At 63.9% G+C, this 24,073-nt stretch carries 6 protein-coding genes; 4 read left to right on the forward strand and 2 right to left on the reverse strand.

The window, feature by feature from the left end; genetic code table 11:
* The first annotated feature begins 10 nt into the window (after positions 1-10).
* Complete coding sequence (locus LQ220_RS00740; protein ID WP_230186378.1) at positions 11-361, forward strand: PilZ domain-containing protein; 351 nt, start codon at positions 11-13, stop codon at positions 359-361.
* On the opposite strand, the gene LQ220_RS00745 is transcribed toward LQ220_RS00740, so the two are convergent.
* Entirely contained in the window at positions 358-1,308 is a 951-nt protein-coding gene (locus LQ220_RS00745) for a glutaminase (RefSeq protein ID WP_230186379.1), read from the reverse strand. The genes LQ220_RS00740 and LQ220_RS00745 overlap by 4 nt on opposite strands.
* A gap of 56 nt (positions 1,309-1,364) precedes the next feature.
* Here LQ220_RS00745 and LQ220_RS00750 point away from each other — a divergent pair, with 56 nt between their 5' ends.
* From LQ220_RS00750 to LQ220_RS00760, 3 genes are all read left to right on the forward strand, one after another.
* Complete coding sequence (locus LQ220_RS00750) at positions 1,365-1,565, forward strand: hypothetical protein (RefSeq protein WP_230186380.1); 201 nt, start codon at positions 1,365-1,367, stop codon at positions 1,563-1,565.
* 6 nt (positions 1,566-1,571) lie between these two features.
* Positions 1,572-2,372: a crotonase/enoyl-CoA hydratase family protein gene (locus LQ220_RS00755; RefSeq protein WP_230186381.1), complete on the forward strand. Its 801-nt coding sequence runs from the start codon at positions 1,572-1,574 to the stop codon at positions 2,370-2,372.
* Positions 2,373-2,543: 171 nt separating this feature from the next.
* Positions 2,544-2,975: a DUF983 domain-containing protein gene (locus tag LQ220_RS00760; protein ID WP_230186382.1), complete on the forward strand. Its 432-nt coding sequence runs from the start codon at positions 2,544-2,546 to the stop codon at positions 2,973-2,975.
* 87 nt (positions 2,976-3,062) lie between these two features.
* Here the strand turns inward: LQ220_RS00760 and LQ220_RS24850 are convergent, their stop codons facing one another.
* The gene (locus tag LQ220_RS24850) at positions 3,063-24,053 is read right to left on the reverse strand and encodes a hypothetical protein (protein WP_290369001.1); all 20,991 of its coding nucleotides are present in this window, start codon (positions 24,051-24,053) and stop codon (positions 3,063-3,065) included.
* Positions 24,054-24,073: the final 20 nt, after the last annotated feature.

Consider the following 24,073-nt stretch of genomic DNA (forward strand, 5'->3'; position numbering starts at 1 on the left):
GCATCGCATCATGACTATTTCACTGCGTCGCCTCTTCGGTCCCAAGAAAACCTTCAGCCGCGCCGCTGCACGCTATGAGTGCACACTTGACGGCTCCCTGATCGTTATCGATCGTATGGTCACATTCGAAGGGCGAGTTACGGATATTTCCAGCGGCGGGGCCATGTTCCGCCCGCGCCTAGCCTATCTGATGGACCGGCGCGATGTGCCGATCTGCTTGACGATTGGGAATCTGGAAGTCTTCGGCCGCATTGTCAGCACCAGTCCCAAAGGCTTTGGCTTGCGATTCGACGAGCCAATCGATGACGCCGATCTGGCCCGAGTTGTGGGCATGACCGCGGAAGAGCCTGCGCTGGCCTAGTCGTCTACCGGCGGCGCGGGATCGAACACTGACCATCCCGTACGCTGCACTAGGCGTTCCAGCGCCAGCGTACCCAGTTGCGAATTGCCGCGCGCATTGAGGCCGGGCGACCATACCGCAACGGAAGCGATACCGGGCGCAATCGCCAATATTTCGCCGCCGACCCCGGATTTGCCCGGCAGACCGACGCGGAAGGCGAACTCCCCCGATCCATCGTAATGGCCGCAGGTCATCATCAGCGCATTGATGCGTCGCGCCCGTTGCCGTGAGACAATCGTGCGCCCAGTCTCCGGATTGGTGCCGCCGCACATCAGATAACGGCCCGCCAGAGCCAGTTGCCGACAGCTCATCGCCAGCGCGCACTGATGAAAATAGATTCCCAGCGTTCGTTCGACCGGATGATGGATGTTGTCGAATGCGCGCATATATTGCGCCAGCGCCATGTTGCGAAAGCCGGTATCCTGTTCGGCGCGGGCGACTTCCTCATCGATGCCGATGCTCTCGTCCCCGGCTAGCCCGCGCACGAAGCGCAAAATCTCGCCGATTGTTTCGCGCGGTTCGTTACGCCCCAGCAGAATATCGGACACGACGATGGCCCCGGCGTTGATGAAAGGGTTGCGCGGGATGCCCAATTCGGTCTCCAACTGAACGATGGAGTTGAAGGCGCTGCCCGACGGCTCGCGTCCGACGCGCTTCCACAGCGCATCGCCGACCATGCCGAGTGCGAGGGTCAGGCCGAAAACCTTCGATACGCTCTGTATCGAAAAGGGCATGTCCGCGTCGCCCGCAGCGTGGCAGGTGCCGTCCGCCTCCACCACAGCGATACCGAATCGGCTGGACGGAACCTTGGCAAGCGGCGGGATATAATCGGCCACAGTCCCGCGATCCGACGCATCGGCCATTTCCCGTGCGATCTCGGCAACGATCGTTCCCAGCCAGCTCGTCATGCCCGTTTCCCCGCGTGCCGCTTGCCTGTTGGCGACATCATCCGCATTATGCCGGGATGCGTACGATTTCCAGCGATGTGGCCGTTAGGCTCTATCATCTTGACGATGCCGACGGCGGCGCGGCGGCGACGCTGCTGTATGGTACGCTTGCCGAGGCGCTCGCCCTGGCCGCAACGCAGAGCGAGGACGTGCAGATGGGTTTGTTTCTGCAAACCAGCAACGACGTGGTCGCTTATCTGGATCTGATCGAGGAATAGACCGACATGGTATCGCAAGCAGATTTGCAGGGTCGCGTCCTGCTGAACGTCGCCGATGGCGTTGCGCATGTTCGGCTCAACCGACCGGACAAGATGAATGCGTTTGACGATGTGCAGTTCAAGGCGCTGGCCGGGCGGATCGACGAGATAGCAGGGCGGCGCGACATTCGCTGCGTCGTGATTTCGGGCGAGGGCCGCGCGTTCAGCGTGGGGGTCGATCTGGCGGCGCTGGCAGAGTCTTCGGATCTGCGCGACTTGATGCCGCGCACGCATGGAGACGCGAACCTGTTCCAGCAATGCGGTTGGGGGCTGCGGACATTGCCGGTTCCGGTCATCGCTGCGGTGCATGGCTTTGCCTTCGGTGCGGGCTTTCAGGTGATGTTGGGCGCGGATATCCGGGTCGCGGCGCCCGACATGGAATGCGCGATGATGGAAATCCGCTGGGGCATCGCGCCCGACATGGGCGGCATCGCGTTGCTGCGCGGGTTGGTACGCAGCGATGTCGCGCGGGAGATCGTGTTTACCGGCAAGCGGATGAAGGCAGCCGAAGCGGCGGCGCTGGGGCTTGTCAGCCATGTCGCCGACGATCCGCTGGCGGTGGCGATGGAAATGGCGCGGAGCATCGCGTCGTCCAGCCCGGATGCGATCCGCGCGGCCAAGCGTCTGCTCGATCTGCCGTGGGAAACCGATGCAGCGACGATTCTGATGGCCGAATCGCGCGAGCAGACTGCGCTGATGGCATCGGACAATCACCGCGAGGCGCTAACCGCGGGTATGGAAAAGCGACCGCCGGTGTATCGTGATTAGCAGAGACGCGATGTGTGAAGGCTGGACATCGTGAGGCTGCAGAAGGTCAGGTGAAGCCAAGTCATTGACTCGGAACTTTACCGAACACCGCCACTTGAAGGGGCAGGTTGGACAATACGTCCAGTTGCGTGACGGGGACCGAAGGGCCATCTGCCTGTCTGGAGGCATTGGATGGATGGTTTTGAACGTATCGATGGGACTGTAGCACAGCATTGGGCACCACTCTCGCCCGTCTACACAGGCATTCGCGGTTTGTGCCCTCGGTGCGGTAAAGGGCATATATTCGATGGCTTTCTGGCCGTCAGGGACGCGTGTGAAGTCTGCGGGCTGAATTATGCTTTTGCCGATCCAGCGGACGGCCCGGCCGTTTTCGTGCAGTTGTTCGCCTGCATTCCCGGTGTAATTTTTATCATAATGCTGCAAATTATGGCCCAACCGCCATGGTGGGTGCATTTTCTGACGGGTGTGCCCGTTTTGATACTGACGACGATCCTTCCCCTGCGTCCGATCAAGGGGTGGTTGATAGCGGCTCAGTATACGAACAAAGCGCAGGAAGCCGGCACCACGAAATTGTGGGATGAGCTTCACCGACAAAAAGACTAGGATCGTTGCCTCCTATCTGCCGAACGCCGTTCGGCAGATAGGATGAGAAAGCCGCCGCCCCACATTCGCAGGGCGGCGCTTTCTTGGTCACCCCGTTACCGACAGGCGCGCCACTTCGGTGGTCAGGCTTGCGTCGCTGTAGAGCGTGTATTCGTTGCCGTTCTGGGCGTAATGGGCACTCGGATCGATGGTAAGGCTATCGTCGCCATCGAAGTTGACGGTAAGGTGTGAACTATTGCCGTTGCCGACCAGAGACTGGATGAAGTTCGCGTCGATGGTCAGGTTCGCCTGCACGTCGCTGCCGCGGAAGTCGATGTCGTCGACATTGCTCAATACGCCGAGCAGATTGCTGGCACTGATCGACCCGCTGTTGTTCGCCATCGTCACGGTGTCATAGCCTGCGCCGCCATTGACCGACCAGTTCGCAGACAGGTTCAGCGTGAAGCCGTCGTCGAAGCTGGTGCCGATCACCTGTTTGATACCGCTCAGGCTATCGCCGCTGGCGTCGCCCAGCGATCCGGTGCCCGTCGTCGTGGACAGGTCGAGCGCGATGGCCGAAGAGCCGTCGGAATAATCGGCCGTGTCAGTGCCATTGCCGCCGATGAGCGTATCCGCGCCAGCACCGCCGACCAGCGTGTCGTTGCCTTGTCCGCCGTCGAGTATGTTGGCACCGCCATCGCCGACAAGCATGTCGTCATACGTGGAGCCAGTCAGATGCTCGATGCTGGTATAGCTGTCGCCTGCGGCATCGCCGGTGTTCGATCCGCTGTTGGCAAGGTTGGCGACCACGCCCGCTGCGGCTGTCGAATAGTTTGCCGTGTCGGACCCTGCTCCGCCTTCCAGAACGTCGCCGCTGGCGCCGCCGGTCAGGATGTCGTCGCCCGCGCCGCCGGAAAGGCGGTTTGCGTTGCTGTCGCCGGAGAGCATGTCCGCAAAGGCCGAGCCGACCAGGCTTTCGATGCTGGCATAGCTGTCACTGGACGCTTCGCCGGTGTTGGCGAGGCTGTTGGCGAGGTTGGCCGTGATGCCGCCGCTTGCATTGGCATAGCTGGCGGTATCCGTACCCGATCCGCCGTTCAGCGTATCGGCTCCGACGCCACCCACCAGAGTGTCGTCGCCATCGCCACCGATCAGCGTATTGGCGCCCGCATCGCCGATCAGCGTATCGGTAAAGGCCGAACCGATGATGACTTCGATGCTGGAGAGGCTATCGCCGGCTGCATCGGAGCCGCTGCCCAGGGTGCCGTCCATATAGACGGTGACGCCTGCGCCTGCGCCGCTGTAGTCTGCCGTGTCCGTGCCTGCGCCGCCGGTCAGGGTGTCGCCTCCCGCGCCGCCGATCAGCGTATCGTCGCCCGATCCGCCGTCGAGGCGGTTCGCGTTGCCATCACCCGTCAACGTGTCAGCGGAGGACGTGCCGGTCAGGTTTTCGATGCTGGAATAGATATCGCCCGACGCGTCGCCGGTGTTCGATCCGCTGTTCGCCAGGCTGGCGGTGATGCCGCTGCCTGCGCCCGCATAGCTTGCCGTGTCAGAACCCGCGCCGCCGTTCAGCGTGTCTGCGCCTGCGCCGCCGACCAGCGTATCGTCGCCATTGCCGCCGTCCAGCGTGTTGGCATTGCCGTCACCCGTCAGCAGGTCGGCAAAGGCCGAGCCGATGAGGTTTTCGATGGCGGTCAGGGCATCGCCCTGCGCATCGCCGCCCGAACCGGACAGGCCGTTCAGATAAGCGTTTACGCCCGAAGCGGAGGAAGCATAGCTGGCGGTATCGGTGCCGCTGCCGCCGTCGATGCTGTCAGCCCCTGCGCCACCGATGAGCAGATCGTCGCCTGCTTCGCCGTAAATCGTGTCGGCGCCAGCCCCGGCCTGGATCGTGTCGTTCCCATCGTTGCCATAGAGCGTGTCGGAGCCAGTGGTGCCGAACAGAGAGTCAGCGTAGCTGCTGCCGATAGCGATTTCAAAGCCGCTGATGGTGTCGCCAGCCGCATCGCCGCCGGTCCCGACTGTACCGTCAAGATAGACGGTCACGGCCGAGCCGGATGCATTGTAATTGATGGTGTCGTTGCCGCTGCCGCCGATCAGCGTGTCGGCGCCTGCGCTGCCGTAGATTACGTCGTCGCCTGCATCGCCGTCCAGCCGCTCGCTGCCCGATCCGCCGGTGAGCGAGTCGGCATAAGTGGTGCCGACCAGACCTTCGATCGAGATATAGACGTCGCTGTTTGCATCGCTGCCGCTGACGACCAGCGATCCGCTGGCGAAGCTGGCGGTGATGCCCGAGGTGGCAGTGACATAGGAAACGCTGTCGGTGCCTGCGCCGCCGTCCAGCGTGTCCGCATCCGCGCCGCCGACGAGGATGTCGTTGCCGTTGCCACCGATGAGCGTCTGGCTGCCCGTGGTGCCGTAGAGAATATCGTCAAAGTCGGAGCCGATGACACGTTCGACGTTGGACACGCGGTCGCCGGTGGACTCGCCACCGCTGCCCAGCGTTGCGCCATCCAGATAGACTGTAACACCTGCCGTCGAGCCGGCATAGGTGACCGTATCGGTACCAGCGCCACCGTCGATGATGTCGGCGCCCGATCCGCCTGAAAGCGTGTCGTCTCCATCTTCACCGTTTAGCACGTCGTCGCCGACATTGCCGCTGATCGTATCGTCGCCTGCGCCGCCGCTCAGCGTTTCGTTCGCGTTGGAGCCGATGATGGTATCGTTATTGGCCGAGCCTATCGCGGTTTCGATGGACAGCAGCACATCGCCCTCTGCATCGCCACCGGCAGAGGTGGTGCCGTCGAGGTTGAGGGTCACGGCTGCGCCGGAGTCGGAATAGTCCGCCGTGTCGATACCCGTGCCGCCGTTCAGCGTATCTGCACCGGCGCCGCCGTGCATGACATCGTTGCCGCCGTTGCCGGTCAGGACGTTGTCGCCGCTGGTGCCGTAAAGTGTGTCGCCATTCCCGCTACCTGTCGCATTTTCGATGCTGACATAGGTATCGCCAGCCGCATCGCCGCCCGTGCCTGCACCGGTGTCGAGACGGACCGTAACAGCAGCAGACGATGCGGAATAATCGACCGTGTCGCGTCCCGCACCGCCGTCAAGCATGTCCCCGCCTGCGTCACCGCGCAATATGTCTGCGCCGTCATTGCCGAATAGCTGGTTTGCATTGCCATCGCCCGACAAAACGTCGTCATATTGGGTGCCGCGCAGGATTTCGATGTTGGTCAAGACATCGTCTGCCGCTTCGCCGCCGGTTCCTGCCGCGCCGTTGAGGCCGATGGTCACCCCGCTTGTGCCACCCAGATAGGAGACTGTGTCGGTGCCTGCACCGCCGTCGATGGTGTCGGCGCCGCCCAGGCCGCGGAACCATTCGTCCGCGCCCGTGCCATAGGCCGTATCGTTTGAATTGGTGAGATAAACGATCTGGATGTTGGTGTAGGTGTCGCCTGCGGCTTCGCCACCGATGCCCTGTGTCGTGCCATTGAGGTTGATCGTCACCCCGGCCATCGCACCCACGGCGGACGGATCGTTGGGATTCGTGCCAAAATACAGCGTATTGATGCCCGCGCCGCCATCGATGATGTCCGCGCCGGCCCCGCCGCTGATAGTGTCGTTCCCATCGCCGCCGAGCAGCGTGTCGTTACCCGCCAGGCCGGATAGGCGGTCATCACCCGAACCGCCCTTCAGAACGTTGGCGTTGCTCTCGCCAATCAGCGTATCGGAATAGGCCGAACCGGTGAGGTTTTCGATCGAGATGAACGTATCGCCCAGTGCGTCGCCTCCGACGCCCGAATTATTGGCAAGATCGACGGAGACGGCCGACCCGCTCAGCGAATAGTCGACGGTGTCCGTGTCAGCGCCGCCGTCGTTCACGTCCGATTGCGCGCCGCCCAGGATGATGTCGTTGCCACTGCCACCGCGGAGCGTGTCGACGCCTGCACCGCCATCGATGATATCGTCGCCGTTATTGCCGGTGATGGTGTTCTGGTTGGCATCGCCTGTCAGCGTGTCGTTATAGTTCGACCCGGTAAGGTGGCTGAAGTTGACCAGCGTATCGCCATTGGCATCGCCCAGCGTACCTGTGCCGCTCAGCAGTGAGGCCGAAACAGCCGCCAGCGCGGAGATATAGGTGACAGTGTTGATGTCAGCGCCGCCATCCAGATAGTCGGCACCCGCGCCGCCATCGATGGTGTCGTTGCCAATCTGGCCGTAGACGAAATCGTCACCCGCGCCGCCATTGATCACGTCGTTGCCGTCTTCGCCGTACAGCGTGTCCGCGCCGCCGAGACCGTTGATCGTATCCCCGCCGTTGCCGCCCCAGATCGTGTTGGCGTTGTTGTCGCCGCTCAAGGTGTCGGCACTGGCCGAACCGATCAGATTCTCAAAATTGCTCAACACGTCGCCATTGGCTTCCCCGACCGTGCCGGTGTTGGTTGCCAGAGATACAGTTACGGCCCCCCCACTGGCATAGCTGACAGTATCGATGTCCGCGCCGCCATTCAGGACGTCGGCACCCACGCCGCCTATGATCGTATCGTTGCCTGCGCCGCCCTGAATGTTGTTCACGACCGACGAACCGACGATGTAGTCGCCAAAAGCCGATCCGATAACGTTCTCAATGGTGCCGCCGACGAAGATGTCGCCCTGTGCATGGCCCCCGGCGTTTCCGGTACCGGTGTTCAGGAAGATCGAGACGCCTGCGTCGCTGGCGCTGTAGTCGATCGTATCTATGTTGTTGCCGCCTGACAGCGTATCGGCACCAGCGCCGCCGATCAGCGTGTCATTGCCATCGCCGCCATTCAGCGTGTCGTCCCCGTCACCACCATTGAGTGAGTCGTCGCCTGCTCCGCCCGAAACGGTTTCCGCATTGGCAGCGCCAACGAATGTATCGGCAAGGCCGGTCAGCGTGTAGTTTTCGATGCTGACATAGGTATCTCCCTGCGCCAGCCCGGTTGAAAGGGCCGCGTTGGTCACGTTTACGGTGAGGCCTGTCGACGAGCTGCTGTAATCGACAGTGTCGAAGCCGTTGCCGCCGTCCAGGGTATCTGCGCCGAGGCCGGGGCGGATGATGTCGTCCCCGTCGCCGCCGACGATGGTGTCGGCATTGGATGAGCCGGTGATGATATCGGCCAGTGAAGACCCGATCACACGTTCGATGCCGATGAGGATATCGCCATTGGCGTCGCCCGCCGTGCCGGCTGTCCCATCCATGCGGACGGAAATGCCGCCGGAAGACGAGTAATCCGCCGTGTCGAAGCCTGCGCCGCCGTCGAGTGTATCTGCGCCCGATCCGCCAACGAGCGTGTCGTCGCCCGATCCGCCTTCCAGCGTTTCGTTGACGCCAGTGCCGTAGATCGTATCTGCATAGGCTGACCCGATGACCCGCTCGACCGCCAGGATGCTGTCGCCCGCGGCATCGCCACCCGATGATAGTGTGCCGTCCAGACGTATGGTAACGCCGGCACTGGAGCCGCTATAGTCGACGATGTCCGTGCCGCTGCCGCCGTCGATGCTATCCGCCTGGCTGAAGCTGACGAAGGTGTCGTTGCCACCCCAGCCCCACAGGACGGTTGCCGTCGTAGTGTTGCCGCGCAGCGTATCGCCATAAGCAAGCGATCCTTCGATCCGCTCGATGCCTGTCAGCGTATCGCCCGCCGCCCAGCCGCCCGATCCTGCCGTGCCGTCGCTGGAAATGGTGACGGCGGCGCCGCTGTTGCGGTAATCTGCGGTGTCGGTGCCATTGCCGCCGATCAACTGATCCGCGCCAAGGCCGCTCTGGATCGTGTCGTCGCCGTCGCCACCGTTCAATATGTCGGCGCCGCCTGCACCGAACAGGAAGTCGTTGCCGTCGCCTGCCAGGATCGTCGATCCCGATGCGCTGGCCGTGATTTCGTCATTCTGGGCCGAACCGATGACGATTTCCACATCGAAAATCTGGTCGCCTGCGGCGTCGCCACCGGTGCCGAAGCTGCCGTCGAGAAAGATTTTCATGCCGCTGGCAGACGACGCAGAATAATCCACCGTGTCGCTGCCATCGCCACCGCGATAGATATCGGCGCCAGCGCTGCTGATGAAGAGGTCGTCGCCTGCTGCGCCGGTAAAGTCTTCGGCTGCGCTGCTGCCTTCGAAGCGGTCGGCGAAGGCCGAACCGATGATCTTTTCGATGCCGGACAGCGTATCGCCCTCCGCATCGCCGCCGCTCGATGCGCCCGAAGTGCGGATGGTAACAGCCGCGCCCGACGCGGAATAGTCGACTGTGTCGATGCCGCTGCCACCGGTCAAAACGTCTGCGCCCGCGCCGCCGATCAGCGTATCGTCGCCGATACCGCCAGTGAGGACGTCGTCGCCCGCTTCGCCGCGCAGCAAGTCGTCGCCGTCGAACGCGTCGAACGTGTCGTTACCCGCACCGCCGATCAGGGTGTCGCCCAGACGCGAACCGACGAACTGTTCGACGTTCGCGAAGGTGTCTCCCGCCGCGTCGCCGCCCGAAGCCGTACCCTGTGTCAGGTCGATGACGACGGCTGCGCCAGAGGTCGTGTAGCTGACGGTATCGATACCGTCGCCACCATCGATCTGATCCGCGCCGCCATCGCCACGCAGCGTATCGTTGCCATCCTGACCCTGCAGAATGTCGCTGCCAGTGCCGCCCGCCAAGACGTCGTCGCCCAGGCCGCCCAGCAGGGTATCGTCGGAGAATGTGCCGGTTATGGTGTCGGCATAGGCCGAGCCGATAACGGATTCTACGGTGGTCAGTCGGTCGCCTGCAGCGATGTCGCCGCTGCTCGATGAACCGTCGAGATTGACGGTAACGCCTGCGGCAGCCGATGCGTAGCTGACGGTGTCGAAGCCAGTGCCGCCGGTCAGCGTATCTGCACCAGCGGTGCCGATCAGCATATCGTCGCCTGCGCCGCCATCCAAAGTATCAGTGGTGGTGCTGCCGGTCAGCGTGTCGTTGAAGTCGGAACCCAGCAGACGCTCGATAGATACGAAGCTGTCGCCATTGGCTTCGCCTGCCGTCCCCGTGTTGCTGATAAGGCTTGCCGTGATACCGCTGGTGGCATGTTCATAGGATGCGGTGTCCATACCGACGCCGCCATCGATGATGTCCGCGCCCAAACCGCCTTCGATAACGTCATTGCCGTCCTGACCGACCAGTGTATCGGCGTTCGCGCCGCCGATCAGTGTATCGCCGAAGGCCGAACCGAGGATGCGTTCGATGTTGAGAAGGACGTCGCCGGAAGCCGAGCCGCCTGCGCCTTCATCGATGCCATTGTTATATACCGTGACCGCTGCGGTCGATGCCGAATAATCCGCCGTGTCGAAGTCGTTGCCGCCGTCCAGCGTGTCGCTGCCCTGACCGCCGACGAGCGTATCGTCGCCCGCGCCGCCATCAAGAGCGTCGCTGCCTGCGCCGCCGTCGATGTTGTCATTGCCTGCGCCGCCGATCAGCGTATCGTTATTGGCCGAACCGATCAGCGTGTCGGCGTTATCCGAACCGATGACACGTTCGATGCCGGTCAGGGTGTCGCCCTGTGCGTCGCCGCCCGTGCCTGTGCCGGTTGCCAGATTGACGGTGACGGCCGCTGCCGACGCAGCATAGCTGGCCGTGTCGATGCCATCGCCACCCGAAAGTGCGTCTGCACCTGCGCCGCCGATGAGCGTATCGTCGCCCGACTGGCCGATCAGGCTGTCGTTGCCGGTGCCGCCGTACAGCGTGTCGGCATTGGCCGAGCCGCGCAGCACTTCGATATTGGCCAGCGTGTCGCCTTCCGCTTCGCCGCCAACGCCTGCGGTGCCGTCGAGATAGACGGTGACGCCCGTCGTCGATGCCGAGTAATCTGCGGTGTCGGTGCCCGCGCCGCCGTCCAGCGCATCTGCGCCCAGACCGCCCGAAAGCGTATCGTTGCCGCCATCGCCGAAAAGCTGATCGGTGCCGTCCAGACCCCGCAGCAAGTCGTCGCCCGCACCGCCTTCGATGCGGTCATTGCCCGCGCTGCCGTCGACAGTGTCGCCGAAAGCGGAACCGATGACGCGTTCGATCGAACTGAGCGTGTCGCCCAGCGCATCGCCGCCGGAACTGGCCACGCCGTCCATACGCACCACAACGCCCGCGCTTGCCGCGGCGTAGCTTGCCGTATCGAAACCGGCACCGCCGTCGAGGATGTCGCCGCCCGTGCCCCCAACAAGGGTATCGTCGCCGCTGCCGCCCGACAGGCTGTCGTTAGCTGCGCCGCCGTCGAGAAGATCGTCGCCCGCGCCACCAAGGATGGTGTCGGCGTTGGCCGAGCCGATGACGCTGTCATTCTGGCTCGTGCCGATGACCTGTTCGATTCCGTTCAGCACATCGCCCGCAGCAAAGCCGCCAGTCGATGCCGTGCCATCCATATAGACGGTGACCGCAACGGCGTTGTTGGAATAATCGACGATGTCGAAGCCGGTGCCGCCGGTCAGGATATCCGCGCCCGCACTGCTGTAAAGAATATCGTCGCCGCCGCCCGCATCGACCTGATCGTTGCCGGTCGAGCCATAAATGCTGTCGGACAGGCTGGAGCCTATGACTGATTCGATGGAGGTCAGCACGTCGCCCTCGGCGTCGCCGCCGACCGAGACCGTGCCATCCATGTACAGCGTTACGCCCGAAAGCGAGGTTGCATAGGTCGCGGTGTCGGTGCCGAGGCCACCGTCGATGACGTCCGCGCCAAGACCGCCGATAAGAATATCGTCGCCATCCTGCCCGCGCAGGATATCGTCGCCGCCTGCGCCCTGGATAACGTCCGCACCTGCGCCGCCTAGCAGCGTTTCTGCGCCATTACCGCCGAAGAGGCGATCGTCGAAGGCCGAGCCGACGAGCTGTTCGATGTTGACGAGAATATCGCCTGCCGCATCGCTCCGGCTGCCCGAAGTGCCGTCCAGATAGACGGTGACAGCGCTCAACGCGCCAGAATAGCTTGCCGTATCGAAGCCAGTGCCACCGTCGAACTGATCCGCACCAGCGCCGCCGGTCAAGATGTCGTCGCCTGCGCCGCCGGAGAGGATATCGTCGCCTGCGCCGCCCGAAAGCGTATCTGCGCCTGCGCCGCCCAGCAGCGTATCGTCGGTCGTCGTGCCGTTCAGCGTATCGTCGAACGACGAACCGACTAGGCGTTCGATGGTGAACAGTGTGTCACCTGCCGCTTCCGAGCCGGAGCCTGCCGTGCCGTCAAGCGAGACGGTGACCGCGCCGGTCGCGCCGCTGTAATCCGCCGTGTCGGTGCCTGCGCCGCCATAGAGCGCGTCCGCGCCTGCGCCACCGACAAGGGTATCGTCGCCAGCATTGCCATAGAGGCTTTCGTCGGCTGCACCGCCGTGGATGCTGTCTGCCTGCGCTGAGCCCAGAACCCGCTCGATGCTGGTGAGCATGTCGCCATCGGCGTCGCTGCCGCTGCTCGCCAGTCCATCCAGATGCACGGTGACTGCGCCGACCGACGCGGAATAATCCGCCGTATCGATGTCTGCGCCGCCATCCAGGCTGTCTGCGCCTGCGCCGCCGATCAGTGTGTCGTCCCCGGTGCCGCCCTGCAGCGTGTCGCTGCCGAAGCCGCCCGAAATGCTGTCATTGCCTGCGCCGCCGATCAGCGTGTCGTCTGCGGTCGCGCCCGTCAGCACGTCGGCCAAGCCGGAACCTACGATGCGTTCGATGGAGGTCAACTGGTCGCCTGCCGCATCGCCGCCGATGCCTGCCGCGCCGCCCAGGCCGATTGTTACGCCCGATGCCGAGCCGGAATAATCGACGGTATCGAAACCGGCATTGCCATCAAGCTGATCAGCGCCTGCCGAACCGAGGATCGTATCGTCGCCGTCACCACCCGAGATGTTTTCGCCCACGGAACCGCCGCGCAAGGTATCGGCAAAGGCCGAACCAACGAGCCGCTCGACGTTGCTAAGGGTATCGCCTGCCGCGTCGCCGCCGGTCTGTGTGCCGCCGTCGAGGCCAACGTTCACCGCGCTGGCGGAACTGGCATAGCTGGCGGTGTCGAAGCCTGCGCCGCCGTCGATGGCGTCTGCGCCTGCGCCGCCCAGCAGCATGTCGTCGCCCGCGCCGCCGAGCAGGCTGTCATTGCCCGCGCCGCCGTTCAGCGTATCCGCGCCATCATTGCCTTCCAGAATGTCTGCGCCATCGGTGCCGTTCAGCGTATCGGCATTGAGCGAGCCGATAACCCGTTCGACATTGGTGAGGGCATCGCCTGCGGCGTCGCCGCCCAGCGATACCGAGCCGTCGAGATTGACGGTGACCGCGGCAGCAGAAGCAGAATAGTCCGCCGTATCGGTGCCTGCGCCACCATCGAAAATGTCTGCGCCCGCACTGCCCATCAACACATCGTTGCCGCCGCCGCCACGCAGCGTATCGACGCCCGCGCGACCTGAGAGCGAATCGGCAAAGGCCGAACCTTCGAGGATTTCGGCGTTGGTGATGATATCGCCCGCCGCATCGCCACCGACACCGGCAGTTCCAGCCAGCGAGGCCGTTACGCCCGAAGCCGATCCGGCATAGCTGACCGTATCGATGCCATTGCCGCCGTCGATGCTGTCCGCACCTGCGCCGCCGGTCAGTATATCGTCGCCCGATCCGCCGGACAGGGTATCGTTGCCCGCGGCGCCGTTAATGCTGTCGTCGCCTGCCTGACCCAGCAGGATATCGTCGCCAGTGCTGCCCGTCAGGACATCCGCGTCGCCTGAGCCGACCACCCGTTCGATGCTGACATAGCTGTCGCCCTGCGCATCGCCGCCGATGCCGGTCGATCCGTCAAGCGTAACGGTGACTCCCGTAGTCGACGTGCTGTAATCGGCAGTATCTGTGCCTGCGCCACCTTCGAGCACGTCAGCGCCCGATCCGCCCGCCAGCACGTCGTTGCCAGCACCGCCACGCAAGGTATCGCCGCCGCCATTGCCGGTCAGGGTGTCATTGCCGTCCGCGCCTTCCAGCGTTTCGCCTGCAGAACCGCCGGTGATGATGTCGTCGAACGCCGATCCGATGACGCGCTCGATACGCACCAACGTATCGCCTGCGGCATCACCGCCGGATGCGCTGGAACCGTCGAGGATGATTTGCACACCTGCCGACGAAGCTGAGTAATCCGCCGTGTCGAAGCCTGCGCCGCCATCGATGCTGTCCGCACCTGCGCCGCCCGCGATGATGTCGTCACCCGTGCCGCCGTCGATGCTGTCTGCGCCCGCGCCACCGCTCAGCGTGTCGATGCCCGCACCGCCGACGATGACTTCGTCGCTGGCGGAGCCGATTACATTGTCGTCGAAATCGGAACCAATGATGTTTTCCACGCTCGCGAAACTGTCACCCTGTGCGTCGCCGCCCGTGCCGGTGCCCGTTGCCAGATTGACCGTGACGCCGCTGCCCGCATTGGCGAAGCTCACAGTGTCGATGCCGCTACCGCCATCGAACGCATCTGCGCCTGCGCCGCCGTCCATGACGTCGTCGCCTGCGCCGCCCAACAGGCTGTCATTGCCTGCGCCGCCGCTCAGCGTGTCGTTACCCGCGCCACCGTCGAGGATGTCGTTGCCTGTCGATCCGGAAAGGGTATCGCCCTGCGTCGATCCGATGATGCGCTCGATCTGGACCAGGCGGTCGCCCGATGCGTCGCCGCTCGAACCGAAGCTGCCGTCCAGACCGATGGTGACCCCGGCAGCAGACGTGGAGTAGTCCGCCGTGTCGGTGCCAGCGCCACCGATCAGCGTATCGTTGCCGAGGCTGCCGACGAGTACGTCGTCGCCTGCGCCGCCATCCAGCGTTTCGCTGTCCATGCCGCCGATCAGGCGATCTGCATGACCCGAACCGACGATGCGTTCGATGCCCGATAGGGTATCGCCCGCCGCATCGCCGCCGATGCCCGTGCTGCCGTCGAGACCGACGGTCACGCCAGCGCTGGACGTCGAATAATCGGCCGTGTCGGTGCCGACGCCGCCGTCCAGCACGTCTGCGCCAACGCCACCGCGCAACAGATCGTCGCCGGTCCCGCCGCGTAGGGTATCTGCCCCTATGCTGCCCAGCAGCGTATCGTCATAGTCCGAACCGACCAGGATTTCGACGCCGTTCAGCGTGTCGCCCTGTGCCGTGCCGCCAGCGCCGACGCTACCGTCGAGGCCGATGGTGACGGCCGAAGCGGAGTCTGCATAGCTGGCCGTGTCGTTGCCTGCGCCGCCGGAGATTGCATCCGCACCGTCGCCACCCAAGATGACGTCGTTGCCCGCGTCGCCCGAAAGCGTGTCGTCGCCACCGCCGCCTTCAATGCGGTCATCGCCCGCGCCGCCAGCGATGGTTTCGGCAAGCGCCGCACCGATCAGCGTATCGCCATTGGCGGAGCCAACCAGGCGTTCGATGTTGAGCAGCACATCGCCGCCCGCATCGCCGCCGCTGCCCGCGCGGCCATCGAGATAAGCCGTAACTGCCGAGCCGGATGCCGCGTAGCTGACAGTATCGTTGCCCGCATCGCCGTCCAGCGTATCCGCGCCCGCGCTGCCCAGCAGAGTATCGTCGCCCGCGCCGCTCTGGATGGTTTCACTGTCGGCACCGCCGCCCAGTGTATCGGCAAAGCCCGACCCGATCAGGATGTTGATGTTATTCAGCGTATCGCCAAGCGCTTCGCCAGCCGTGCCGGCTGCACCTGAAAGGTCGACCGCTACGCCAGCCGTGGCCGCCGCATAGCTGGCCGTATCGGTGCCGCCATTGCCATCGATGGCATCCGCGCCAAGGCCGCCGCTCAATACGTCGTCGCCGCTACCGCCGGTCAGTATGTCATCGCCCGCCCCGCCGGTGATGATGTCGTCGCCGGCTGCGCCGTCCAGCACGTCATCGGCGTTACCGCCGACGATGACGTCGCTCTGGCCTGAACCGATGACGCCTTCGATGCCCGAAAGCACGTCGCCTTCGGCATCGCCGCCGGTGCTGGGGCCGCCGTCGAGGCGTACGTTCACGCCGACGCTGGAACCGGCATAGCTGGTCGTGTCGAAGCCTGCGCCGCCGGTCAGGACGTCTGCGCCTGCGCCGCCAATCAGCAGATCGTCGCCTGCACCGCCCAGCAATGTGTCGGACCCGGCATTGCCCCGCAACGTATCGTTGCCCGCGCCGCCATCCAGTATTTCATTCTGACTTGTGCCGGTCAGCGTATCGTCGAACGCCGAACCCACGACATTTTCGATGGAGGAAAGGGTATCGCCCTGCGCATCGCCGCCCGCCGAAAGCGAACCATCGAGATTGACGCTGATCGCTGCGCTGGAAGTCGAATAGTCTGCCGTATCGGTGCCCGCGCCGCCCGAAAGGGTGTCGCCGCCTGCGCCGCCGTTCAGGATATCGTCGCCCGTGCCGCCGTCGAGGGTATCGACGCCAGTACCGCCCGACAATATGTCGTTGCCTGCATTACCGCGCAGATCGTCGTCGCCGGTCGATCCGGCAATGGTATCGGCAAAGCCGGTGCCATCGACGATTTCGATGCTGACGAAGCTGTCGCCCGCCGCTTCGCCGCCGGTGCCGCCCGTCGCTAGGTTGAGCGTAACGCCCGCGCTGGCGAGCGAATAGTCCGCCGTATCGGTGCCTGCGCCGCCATCCAGAACGTCGGCACCCATGCCGCCGCGCAGGATATCGTCGCCTGCGTTGCCGTGAAGCTGTTCATTGGCCGCCGAGCCGGTAACGATGTCGGCAAAGGCCGAGCCGGACACGATTTCGATGCTGGTGAGCTGATCGCCTTCGGCCAGGCCGCCAAAGCTGACGGTGCCGTTCAGGTTGACCTGAACCCCGGTGCCCGATGCGCTGTAGTCGATCGTATCGGTGCCGGTGCCGCCGTCGATGGCGTCCGCGCCCGTGCCGCCGTCGATGACGTCGTTGCCTGCGCCGCCACGCAGAGTATCGTCGCCGCCTGCACCGGAAATGCTGTCGTTACCCGCGCCGCCCTCGATCATGTCGGCCGATGAGGAGCCCGCGATCGTGTCGTCAAAGCCGGAACCGACCACATGTTCGATGCTGTCGAGAATATCGCCTGCGGCGTCGCCCTGCGTACCTGTTCCGTTTGCAAGCGACACTGCGATGCCAGCGGTCGCGTCGGAATAGTCTGCCGTATCTAAGCCCGCGCCGCCCATAAGGCGATCTGCACCGCCGCGACCGCCCAGGCGATCGTCGCCTGCGCTGCCCGTCAGCGTATCGGCTGCGCCAGTGCCCAGCAGTACGTCGTCGAAATCCGAGCCGATGAGGTTTTCGACGTTGCTGAGCTGGTCGCCTTCGGCTGCACCGCCCGTCGAGGTGGTGCCATCGACCGAGACGTTTACGCCCGAAGTGGAAGTGGAATAATCCACGGTATCGACGCCCGCGCCGCCATCGATGCGATCCGCGCCTGCGCCGCCATCGATCAGGTCGTTGCCCGCGCCACCGCGCAGATCGTCGTCGCCGCCGCCGCCGACGATGACATCATTGCCCGCACCGCCGTCCAGAACATCGGCCTGATTGCTGCCGGTGATGCTGTCGTCCAGTGTGGAACCGATGACGCCTTCGATGCTGATAAGCTGATCGTTGGCTGCGTCGCCCCCGACGCCCTGCGATCCGTCTAGAACGATCTGTACGGCGCCCGCCGACGCGCTGTAATCGACCGTGTCGAAACCTGTGCCGCCGTCCACGATGTCGGCGCCCGCGCTGCCCAGAATGCGGTCGTCGCCTGCGCCGCCGCGAACGGTATCGGCAGAGCCGCCGCCGCCGAGAACGTCGCCGAATCCCGACCCTTCGAGAATTTCGATGTCGGTCAGGCTGTCGCCCAAGGCATCGCCGCCCGTGCCCAGCGTACCGTCCAGCGATACCGAAACGCCAGCCGTCGCACCGGCATAGCTTGCCGTGTCGATGCCATTGCCGCCCTGAATGTCGTCAGCGCCTGCGCCGCCGTTCAGAATATCGTTGCCGCTGCCGCCGCGAAGGCTGTCGTCGCCAGCGCCGCCGGTGATGATGTCATCGCCCGCGCCACCGGTCAGCACTTCATTCGCCGTGCTGCCGTTCAGGATATCGTCGAAGCTGGAACCAGTCACATTTTCGATGCCGATAAGCTGATCGCCTGTCGCATCGCCACCGCTGCTGGCGGACCCGTCAAGGTTGATGGTGACGGCGACGGAGGACGTTGAATAGTCCACGGTGTCGCTACCCGCTCCGCCATCCAGCACGTCCGCGCCGCTGCCGCCGCTCAGAATGTCGTCACCTGCGCCACCGCGCAGCGTGTCATTGCCAGCTGCGCCGCTGATACTGTCATTGCCTGCGCCGCCTTCCAGCGTGTCGTTCTGCAGGCCGCCAGTCAATGTGTCGTTGAAGTCGGAACCGATCAGGCGCTCGATGCCGGTCATCACGTCGTCCTGTGCGTCTCCGCCAGAACCCGTGCTACCGTCCAGCCCAGCGGAAATCGCCACCAGCGAGGAAGAGTAATCGACTGTGTCGAAACCTGCGCCGCCGTCCAGAATGTCGCCGCCCGTGCCGCCTTCCAGTATATCGTTGCCTGCGCCGCCCTGAAGCGTGTCGATACCGTCGCGACCGACCAGAAGGTCGTCGCCCGCACCGCCGGAAATTTCATCGTCGCTTGCCGCGCCGCTCAATATGTCTGCGCCGGACGAACCCACCAGCTTTTCGATCGAAACCAGCGCATCGCCTTGTGCGTCGCCGCCAACGCCGGTGCCGGTCGCCAGATCGACTGTCACGCCCAGGGCCGAACTGCTGTAATCGGCCGTATCGATGCCAGCACCACCGTCCAGCAGATCCGCGCCTGCGCGACCTTCCAGGCGATCGTCGCCGCCGCCGCCGATCAAATCTTCGTCCGCCGCTCCACCCGTAATCGCATCGGCAAAAGCCGTACCGACCACCCGTTCGATGGACAGCAATATGTCGCCGGTCGCCTGACCGCCAAGACCGGTCGATCCGTCGAGCATCACGGTGACGCCGCCGCCGGATGCACTGTAGTCGGCTGTGTCCCGACCTGCGCCGCCGTCGATTACGTCAGCGCCTGCGCCGCCTTCGATAAAGTCATTGCCATCGCCACCGATCAGGGTGTCGTTGTTGGCGCCACCGCGCAACGTGTCGTTGCCAGCGCCACCTTCCAACTGATCGGCATTGTTGCCGCCTGTCAGGGTATCGTCAAAGGCCGAACCGATGATGGTTTCGATGCTGGACAGCACGTCGCCCTGTGCATCGCCGCCGGTTCCGGTGGATCCATCCAGTGTGACAGTCACGCCCGCGCTGGAGTCGGAATAGTCGGCGGCATCGATGCCCAATCCGCCGTCGATCATGTCGGCGCCCGCGCCGCCGTTAAGAACGTCGCTGCCTTCGCCGCCTTGCAGCGAGTCGATGCCTGCGCCGCCCGACAGGCGGTCGTCGCCATTGCCGCCGATCAACGTGTCGTTACCGGCATTGCCGGTCAGCGTATCCGATCCGCCGCCGCCTTCCAGTACTTCGTCGGCACCGACGCCGGTGATGGTATCGGAATATTCGGAGCCGAGAATACGTTCGACATTACGGACGGTGTCGCCCGCCGCATCGCCGCCCTGGCCGACGCTGCCGTCGAGGATAAGGGTGATGCCGCTGGTGCTGGCGGAATAGTCCGCGACGTCGAAGCCTGCACCGCCGTCCAGAATGTCCGCGCCTGCACGTCCGGCCAGGCTGTCATTGCCAGCGCCGCCCGAAAGGTTGTCGGCATTGTCGCCGCCGATGAGTGCATCGTCGAAGCTGGATCCGACAACGGCTTCGATGCTGACCAGCGTATCACCTGCGGCATGGCCGCCCGAAGCGTTGCCCGTGCCCAGATTGACCGATACGCCTGCATCGGAGGCACTATAGTCGGCAGTGTCGAAACCGGCACCGCCTTCCAGCGTGTCGGCACCGGCAAAGCCGGTCAGGCGATCGTTGCCGCCCTGGCCGCGCAGGATGTCATCTTCGGCCGAACCGTAAAGCGTGTCGGCAAAGGCCGATCCGGAAATCCCCTCGATGTTTGCGAAGCTGTCACCCGCCGCGTCGCCGCCAGTGTTGGCACGACCGTCGAGGCCTGCAACAATCGCTGCGTTGGACAGGCTATAGTCTGCGATGTCGATGCCCGCGCCGCCGTCCAGCGCGTCAGCGCCGCCGCCGCCCTGCAGCGCGTCATCGCCCTGTCCGCCTTCCAGCGTGTCGCTGGCGACACTGCCGGTGATACGGTCGTCGAAGGCGGAACCGACAATGCGTTCGACCTGCGACAGGCTGTCGCCCTGCGCGTCGCCGCCCAGGCCGATGGATCCGTCATTGGAAATGATCACGTTCGATGTCGACTGCGAATAGTCCGCCGTGTCGAAGCCTGCGCCGCCGATCAGTTCGTCACTGCCAAGGCCGCCACGCAGCACATCGTCACCTGCGCCGCCCGATAGGCGGTTCGCGCCGTCATTGCCGATCAGTTCATCATTGAATGCCGATCCGGTGACACCCTCGATTTCCGTCAGGCTGTCGCCTACGGCGTCACCGCCCGTGCCGAGCGATCCGTCCAGAGAAATTCGCACGCCGCTGGCTGAGGTCCCGTAATCGGCAATGTCAAAGCCGACGCCGCCATCCAGAATGTCGGCGCCCGCGCCGCCCGAGAGGATATCGTTCCCTTCGCCGCCCGACAGGCGGTTGACTCCGGCATTGCCGGTCAGGCTGTCGTTGTAGTTGGAGCCGGACAGATTCTCTATGCTGGCAAAGCTGTCGCCCTGCGCCGCCCCGCCGGTTGCCGTACCTGTGGCTAGGTTGACCGATACCGCCGCCCTCGAATCGCTGTAGTCCGCCGTATCGCTGCCTGCGCCACCGATAAGGGTGTCGGCACCCTGACCGCCGCGCAACAGGTCATCGCCGTCCCGGCCTTCCAGCGTGTTATCGCCACTGTTGCCGATGAGGGTATCGGCATAAGCGCTGCCCAGCACCCGCTCTACGCCCGAAATCTGATCGCCTTCGGCTTGGTCGCCTGAAGAGACATTCCCATCCAGTCGAACAGTAACGGCACCCTGTGCCGAGGAATAATCGACTGTGTCGAAGCCGTCTTCGCCCTGCAACTGATCGGCGCCCGCGCCGCCAATGAGCGTATCGTCGCCAAGCCCGCCCTTAAGAATGTTGTTCTGATCGTCGCCGGTCAGCCGGTCGGCATGGTCGGAACCGACCAAGCGTTCGATGCCGGACAGCACGTCGCCTTGCGCGTCTCCACCGATGCCGGTCGAGCCATCCAGAGCAACGGTGACGCCCGCTGCCGAGCCACCATAATCGGCGGTGTCGGAGCCTTCGCCGCCTTGCAGAATGTCAGCGCCTGCGCCTCCCGTGAGAACGTCGTCGCCGCTGCGCCCCTCCAGCCGATCGTCGCCAGCACCGCCAATGAGACGGTCATCGAGAGACGAGCCAACCACGCGCTCGATGCTGCGCAGCATGTCGCCGTCCGCATCGCCGCCTTCGGAAAGTCCCCCGTCGAGACGTACCGTCACGGCAAAGCGTGACAGGCTGTAATCGACGGTATCGTTACCCGCGCCGCCGTCCAGCGTGTCTGCGCCGCCCAGACCGAGCAGGGTGTCGTCGCCATCGCTGCCGAGCAATATGTCGCTTCCTGCGGTGCCGATCAGCGTATCGTCGAACCGCGATCCTTCCAGCCCTTCGATGCTGACGAACACATCGCCGACCGGATCGCCGCCTTCCAGTGTGGAGCCGTCCAGCGCCACGCGCACGCCGCTTGCAGAGCCGTCGTAGCTGGCGATGTCGAAACCGTCGCCGCCATCCAGAATGTCGGCACCCGCGCCGCCTTCGATCACATCGTCGCCAAGGCCGCCCTTGAGCGTCTGCGCCCCTATGCCACCAACCAGACGGTCGCTGAAATCCGAACCCGTCAGATTTTCGATATTGCTGTAACGGTCGCCTTCTGCGTCGCCGCCCGATCCGGCACGCCCATACAGGAAGACGGTGACGCCTACGGTGCTGTCGCTGAAATCGACCGAGTCTGTGCCCGCGCCGCCATCGATCGTATCCGCGCCTGCGCCGCCCTTAAGAATATTGTCGCCCGCGTCGCCGATGAGCGTGTCGTCGAAGCTGGAGCCGGTGAGCGCTTCGATGTTGCTCAGTACGTCGCCTTGTGCATCGCCGCCGATGCCGGGCGTGCCACTCAGCGCCACTTGGACGCCAGCACCAGCGCCGGAATAATCCGCGACGTCAAAACCTGCGCCGCCGTCCAGTCGATCGGCACCGCCGCCGCCCTTCAGAACATCGTTGCCTGCGCCACCGTCCAGTTGCTCATCGGCAGCACTGCCGACAAGAATATCCGCACCCCCTGTGCCGATGACATGCTCGATGCTGATCAGCTGATCGCCTTCGGCTTCGCCGCCGTGCGAAGCGGTTCCATCGAGATGGATTTCGACGCCTTTGCCATCCTTTCCGACCACGATCTTCGAATAATCGACCGTGTCAGAGCCTGCGCCACCGTCGATACGGTCGGCACCGGCGCCGCCATCGAAGCGGTTATCGCCAGCGTTACCCGTCAGATTGTCGTCATAAGCTGAGCCCGTCAGCCCTTCGACATTGGCGTAGGTATCGCCGCGTGCATATCCGCCCGATCCCGTTCCGGTGGCAAGATTGGCTTGCACGCCCACATTGGACTGCGCGTAGCTGACGATGTCGACACCCGTACCGCCGTCGATCTGGTCTTCGCCAGCACCTGCGACAATGCGATCATTGCCATCGCCTGCGGTGACGACGGTGCCCGGCGGGTTGGAGAAAAGAACATAGACCGGATTGCCGCTGACCGGATCGGTAACGACCATATCCGAAGCGCTGTTGACGACTTTGATACCGAAATGGGTGGAGACTTCGACGCTGTTGGAACTGTTCTTCCCGTCGGTCGACAGGCCAAGCTGAACCGGCAGGAAGAATTCATCCTGAAAGCCGCTGGACGCCGCAGCCTTGCCCTCTGCAGGGATATTGTAAACAAGACTGACATCGAAGGCGAAATGCGACTGGTTTGTCGGCAACGGCACGGTTTTTCCCGTGGCATCGACAGTGGTGGTCAGCTTGGTAATGTTGCCTGCGTCAACCGCGACCAGCCATCCCTTGTCGGTCTGCGTGGCGTTGGCGATGGAATAGCCCGCAGGCAGGGACGGGATCAGAATCGACAGCAGCGACAGATCCTTGGCAGGAACCATCGCTTCGACATGCAGAACGCGCAGGGACGTGCCGGACGGCGTTATCGCTGGATTGTCGGCATAGATGGTGTCGTCACCTGCCGTTCCGCTGACCTGTTCCTTGGTTGATTGCGCGCCATAGCTGGCGTCCTTTGCCGATCCGGTGCCACCTGTGGAACCGCGCACGACGGTTTCCCCGGCTTCGGCGCCGGTTTTCACGCCTTCCTGGTTGAACAGGGTGAATTTAAGCTGAGGCACCAACTTGCCAATGCCGGCCTCGCCAATCGCATCATCCGGCGTAGGCTCGACGGAGCGCGCCGATGGCGGGCTGGCGGGGGCACCGGCACTGGAGGGCGTGTTGCTGATCTTCTGCGTCAGACGGCTCGCGTCTTCATCGGACTTGTGCTGGTTGTCTTCCTTGGCCGCCGCGTTGGCCTGCGACTGGGCGGAATCGGTGGGCTGAATGCCTCCGGCGTTCTTGTCCTTTTCGCCTACCGCCTGCTTCGTCGTTTCCTCGTCGGCGCTGGCAGACGACAGTCCGAATTTTATGGGCGAAGACTGTTCCTTGATTTCGCCGACGCCGTCCACGGCCGCTTCGGCCGCCATGGTCTTGTCCTTGAACACCAATTGAGGATTGCTACCGGAAAACACAGCAAGTGCCATGCCGGGGATAATGATCTTCGTGCCGTCTTCAAACAGCAGGACGACATCGACATCGATAATTTCTGCTTTGAACGCGCCGAAGAAGCGTTCCAACACGGCACGACCATCGTCGCCCAGATTGATAATCTTGGCATCGCCATAATTGGTCATGCCCTTTGCGACGTTCACGTCGATATCTGCGGGCACTTCGGCGGCATGCGCGACAGGCTCTTTGATAACGGCACCCTTGCCGCCCCGTCCCGTACTGCCTTTAATCCTGGCCATCGCGCGAAGTTCCTATTTGT

It is taken from the genome of Sphingobium sp. CECT 9361 (assembly GCF_918741285.1).
Taxonomy (GTDB): domain Bacteria; phylum Pseudomonadota; class Alphaproteobacteria; order Sphingomonadales; family Sphingomonadaceae; genus Sphingobium.

What these genes read in the sequence shown, in the direction of transcription:
- LQ220_RS00740 (WP_230186378.1), top strand. Translation starts at nt 11, where the DNA reads ATGACTATTTCACTGCGTCGCCTCTTCGGTCCCAAGAAAACCTTCAGC.
- LQ220_RS00745 (WP_230186379.1), bottom strand. Translation starts at nt 1,308, where the DNA reads ATGACGAGCTGGCTGGGAACGATCGTTGCCGAGATCGCACGGGAAATG.
- LQ220_RS00750 (WP_230186380.1), top strand. Translation starts at nt 1,365, where the DNA reads ATGCGTACGATTTCCAGCGATGTGGCCGTTAGGCTCTATCATCTTGAC.
- LQ220_RS00755 (WP_230186381.1), top strand. Translation starts at nt 1,572, where the DNA reads ATGGTATCGCAAGCAGATTTGCAGGGTCGCGTCCTGCTGAACGTCGCC.
- LQ220_RS00760 (WP_230186382.1), top strand. Translation starts at nt 2,544, where the DNA reads ATGGATGGTTTTGAACGTATCGATGGGACTGTAGCACAGCATTGGGCA.
- LQ220_RS24850 (WP_290369001.1), bottom strand. Translation starts at nt 24,053, where the DNA reads ATGGCCAGGATTAAAGGCAGTACGGGACGGGGCGGCAAGGGTGCCGTT.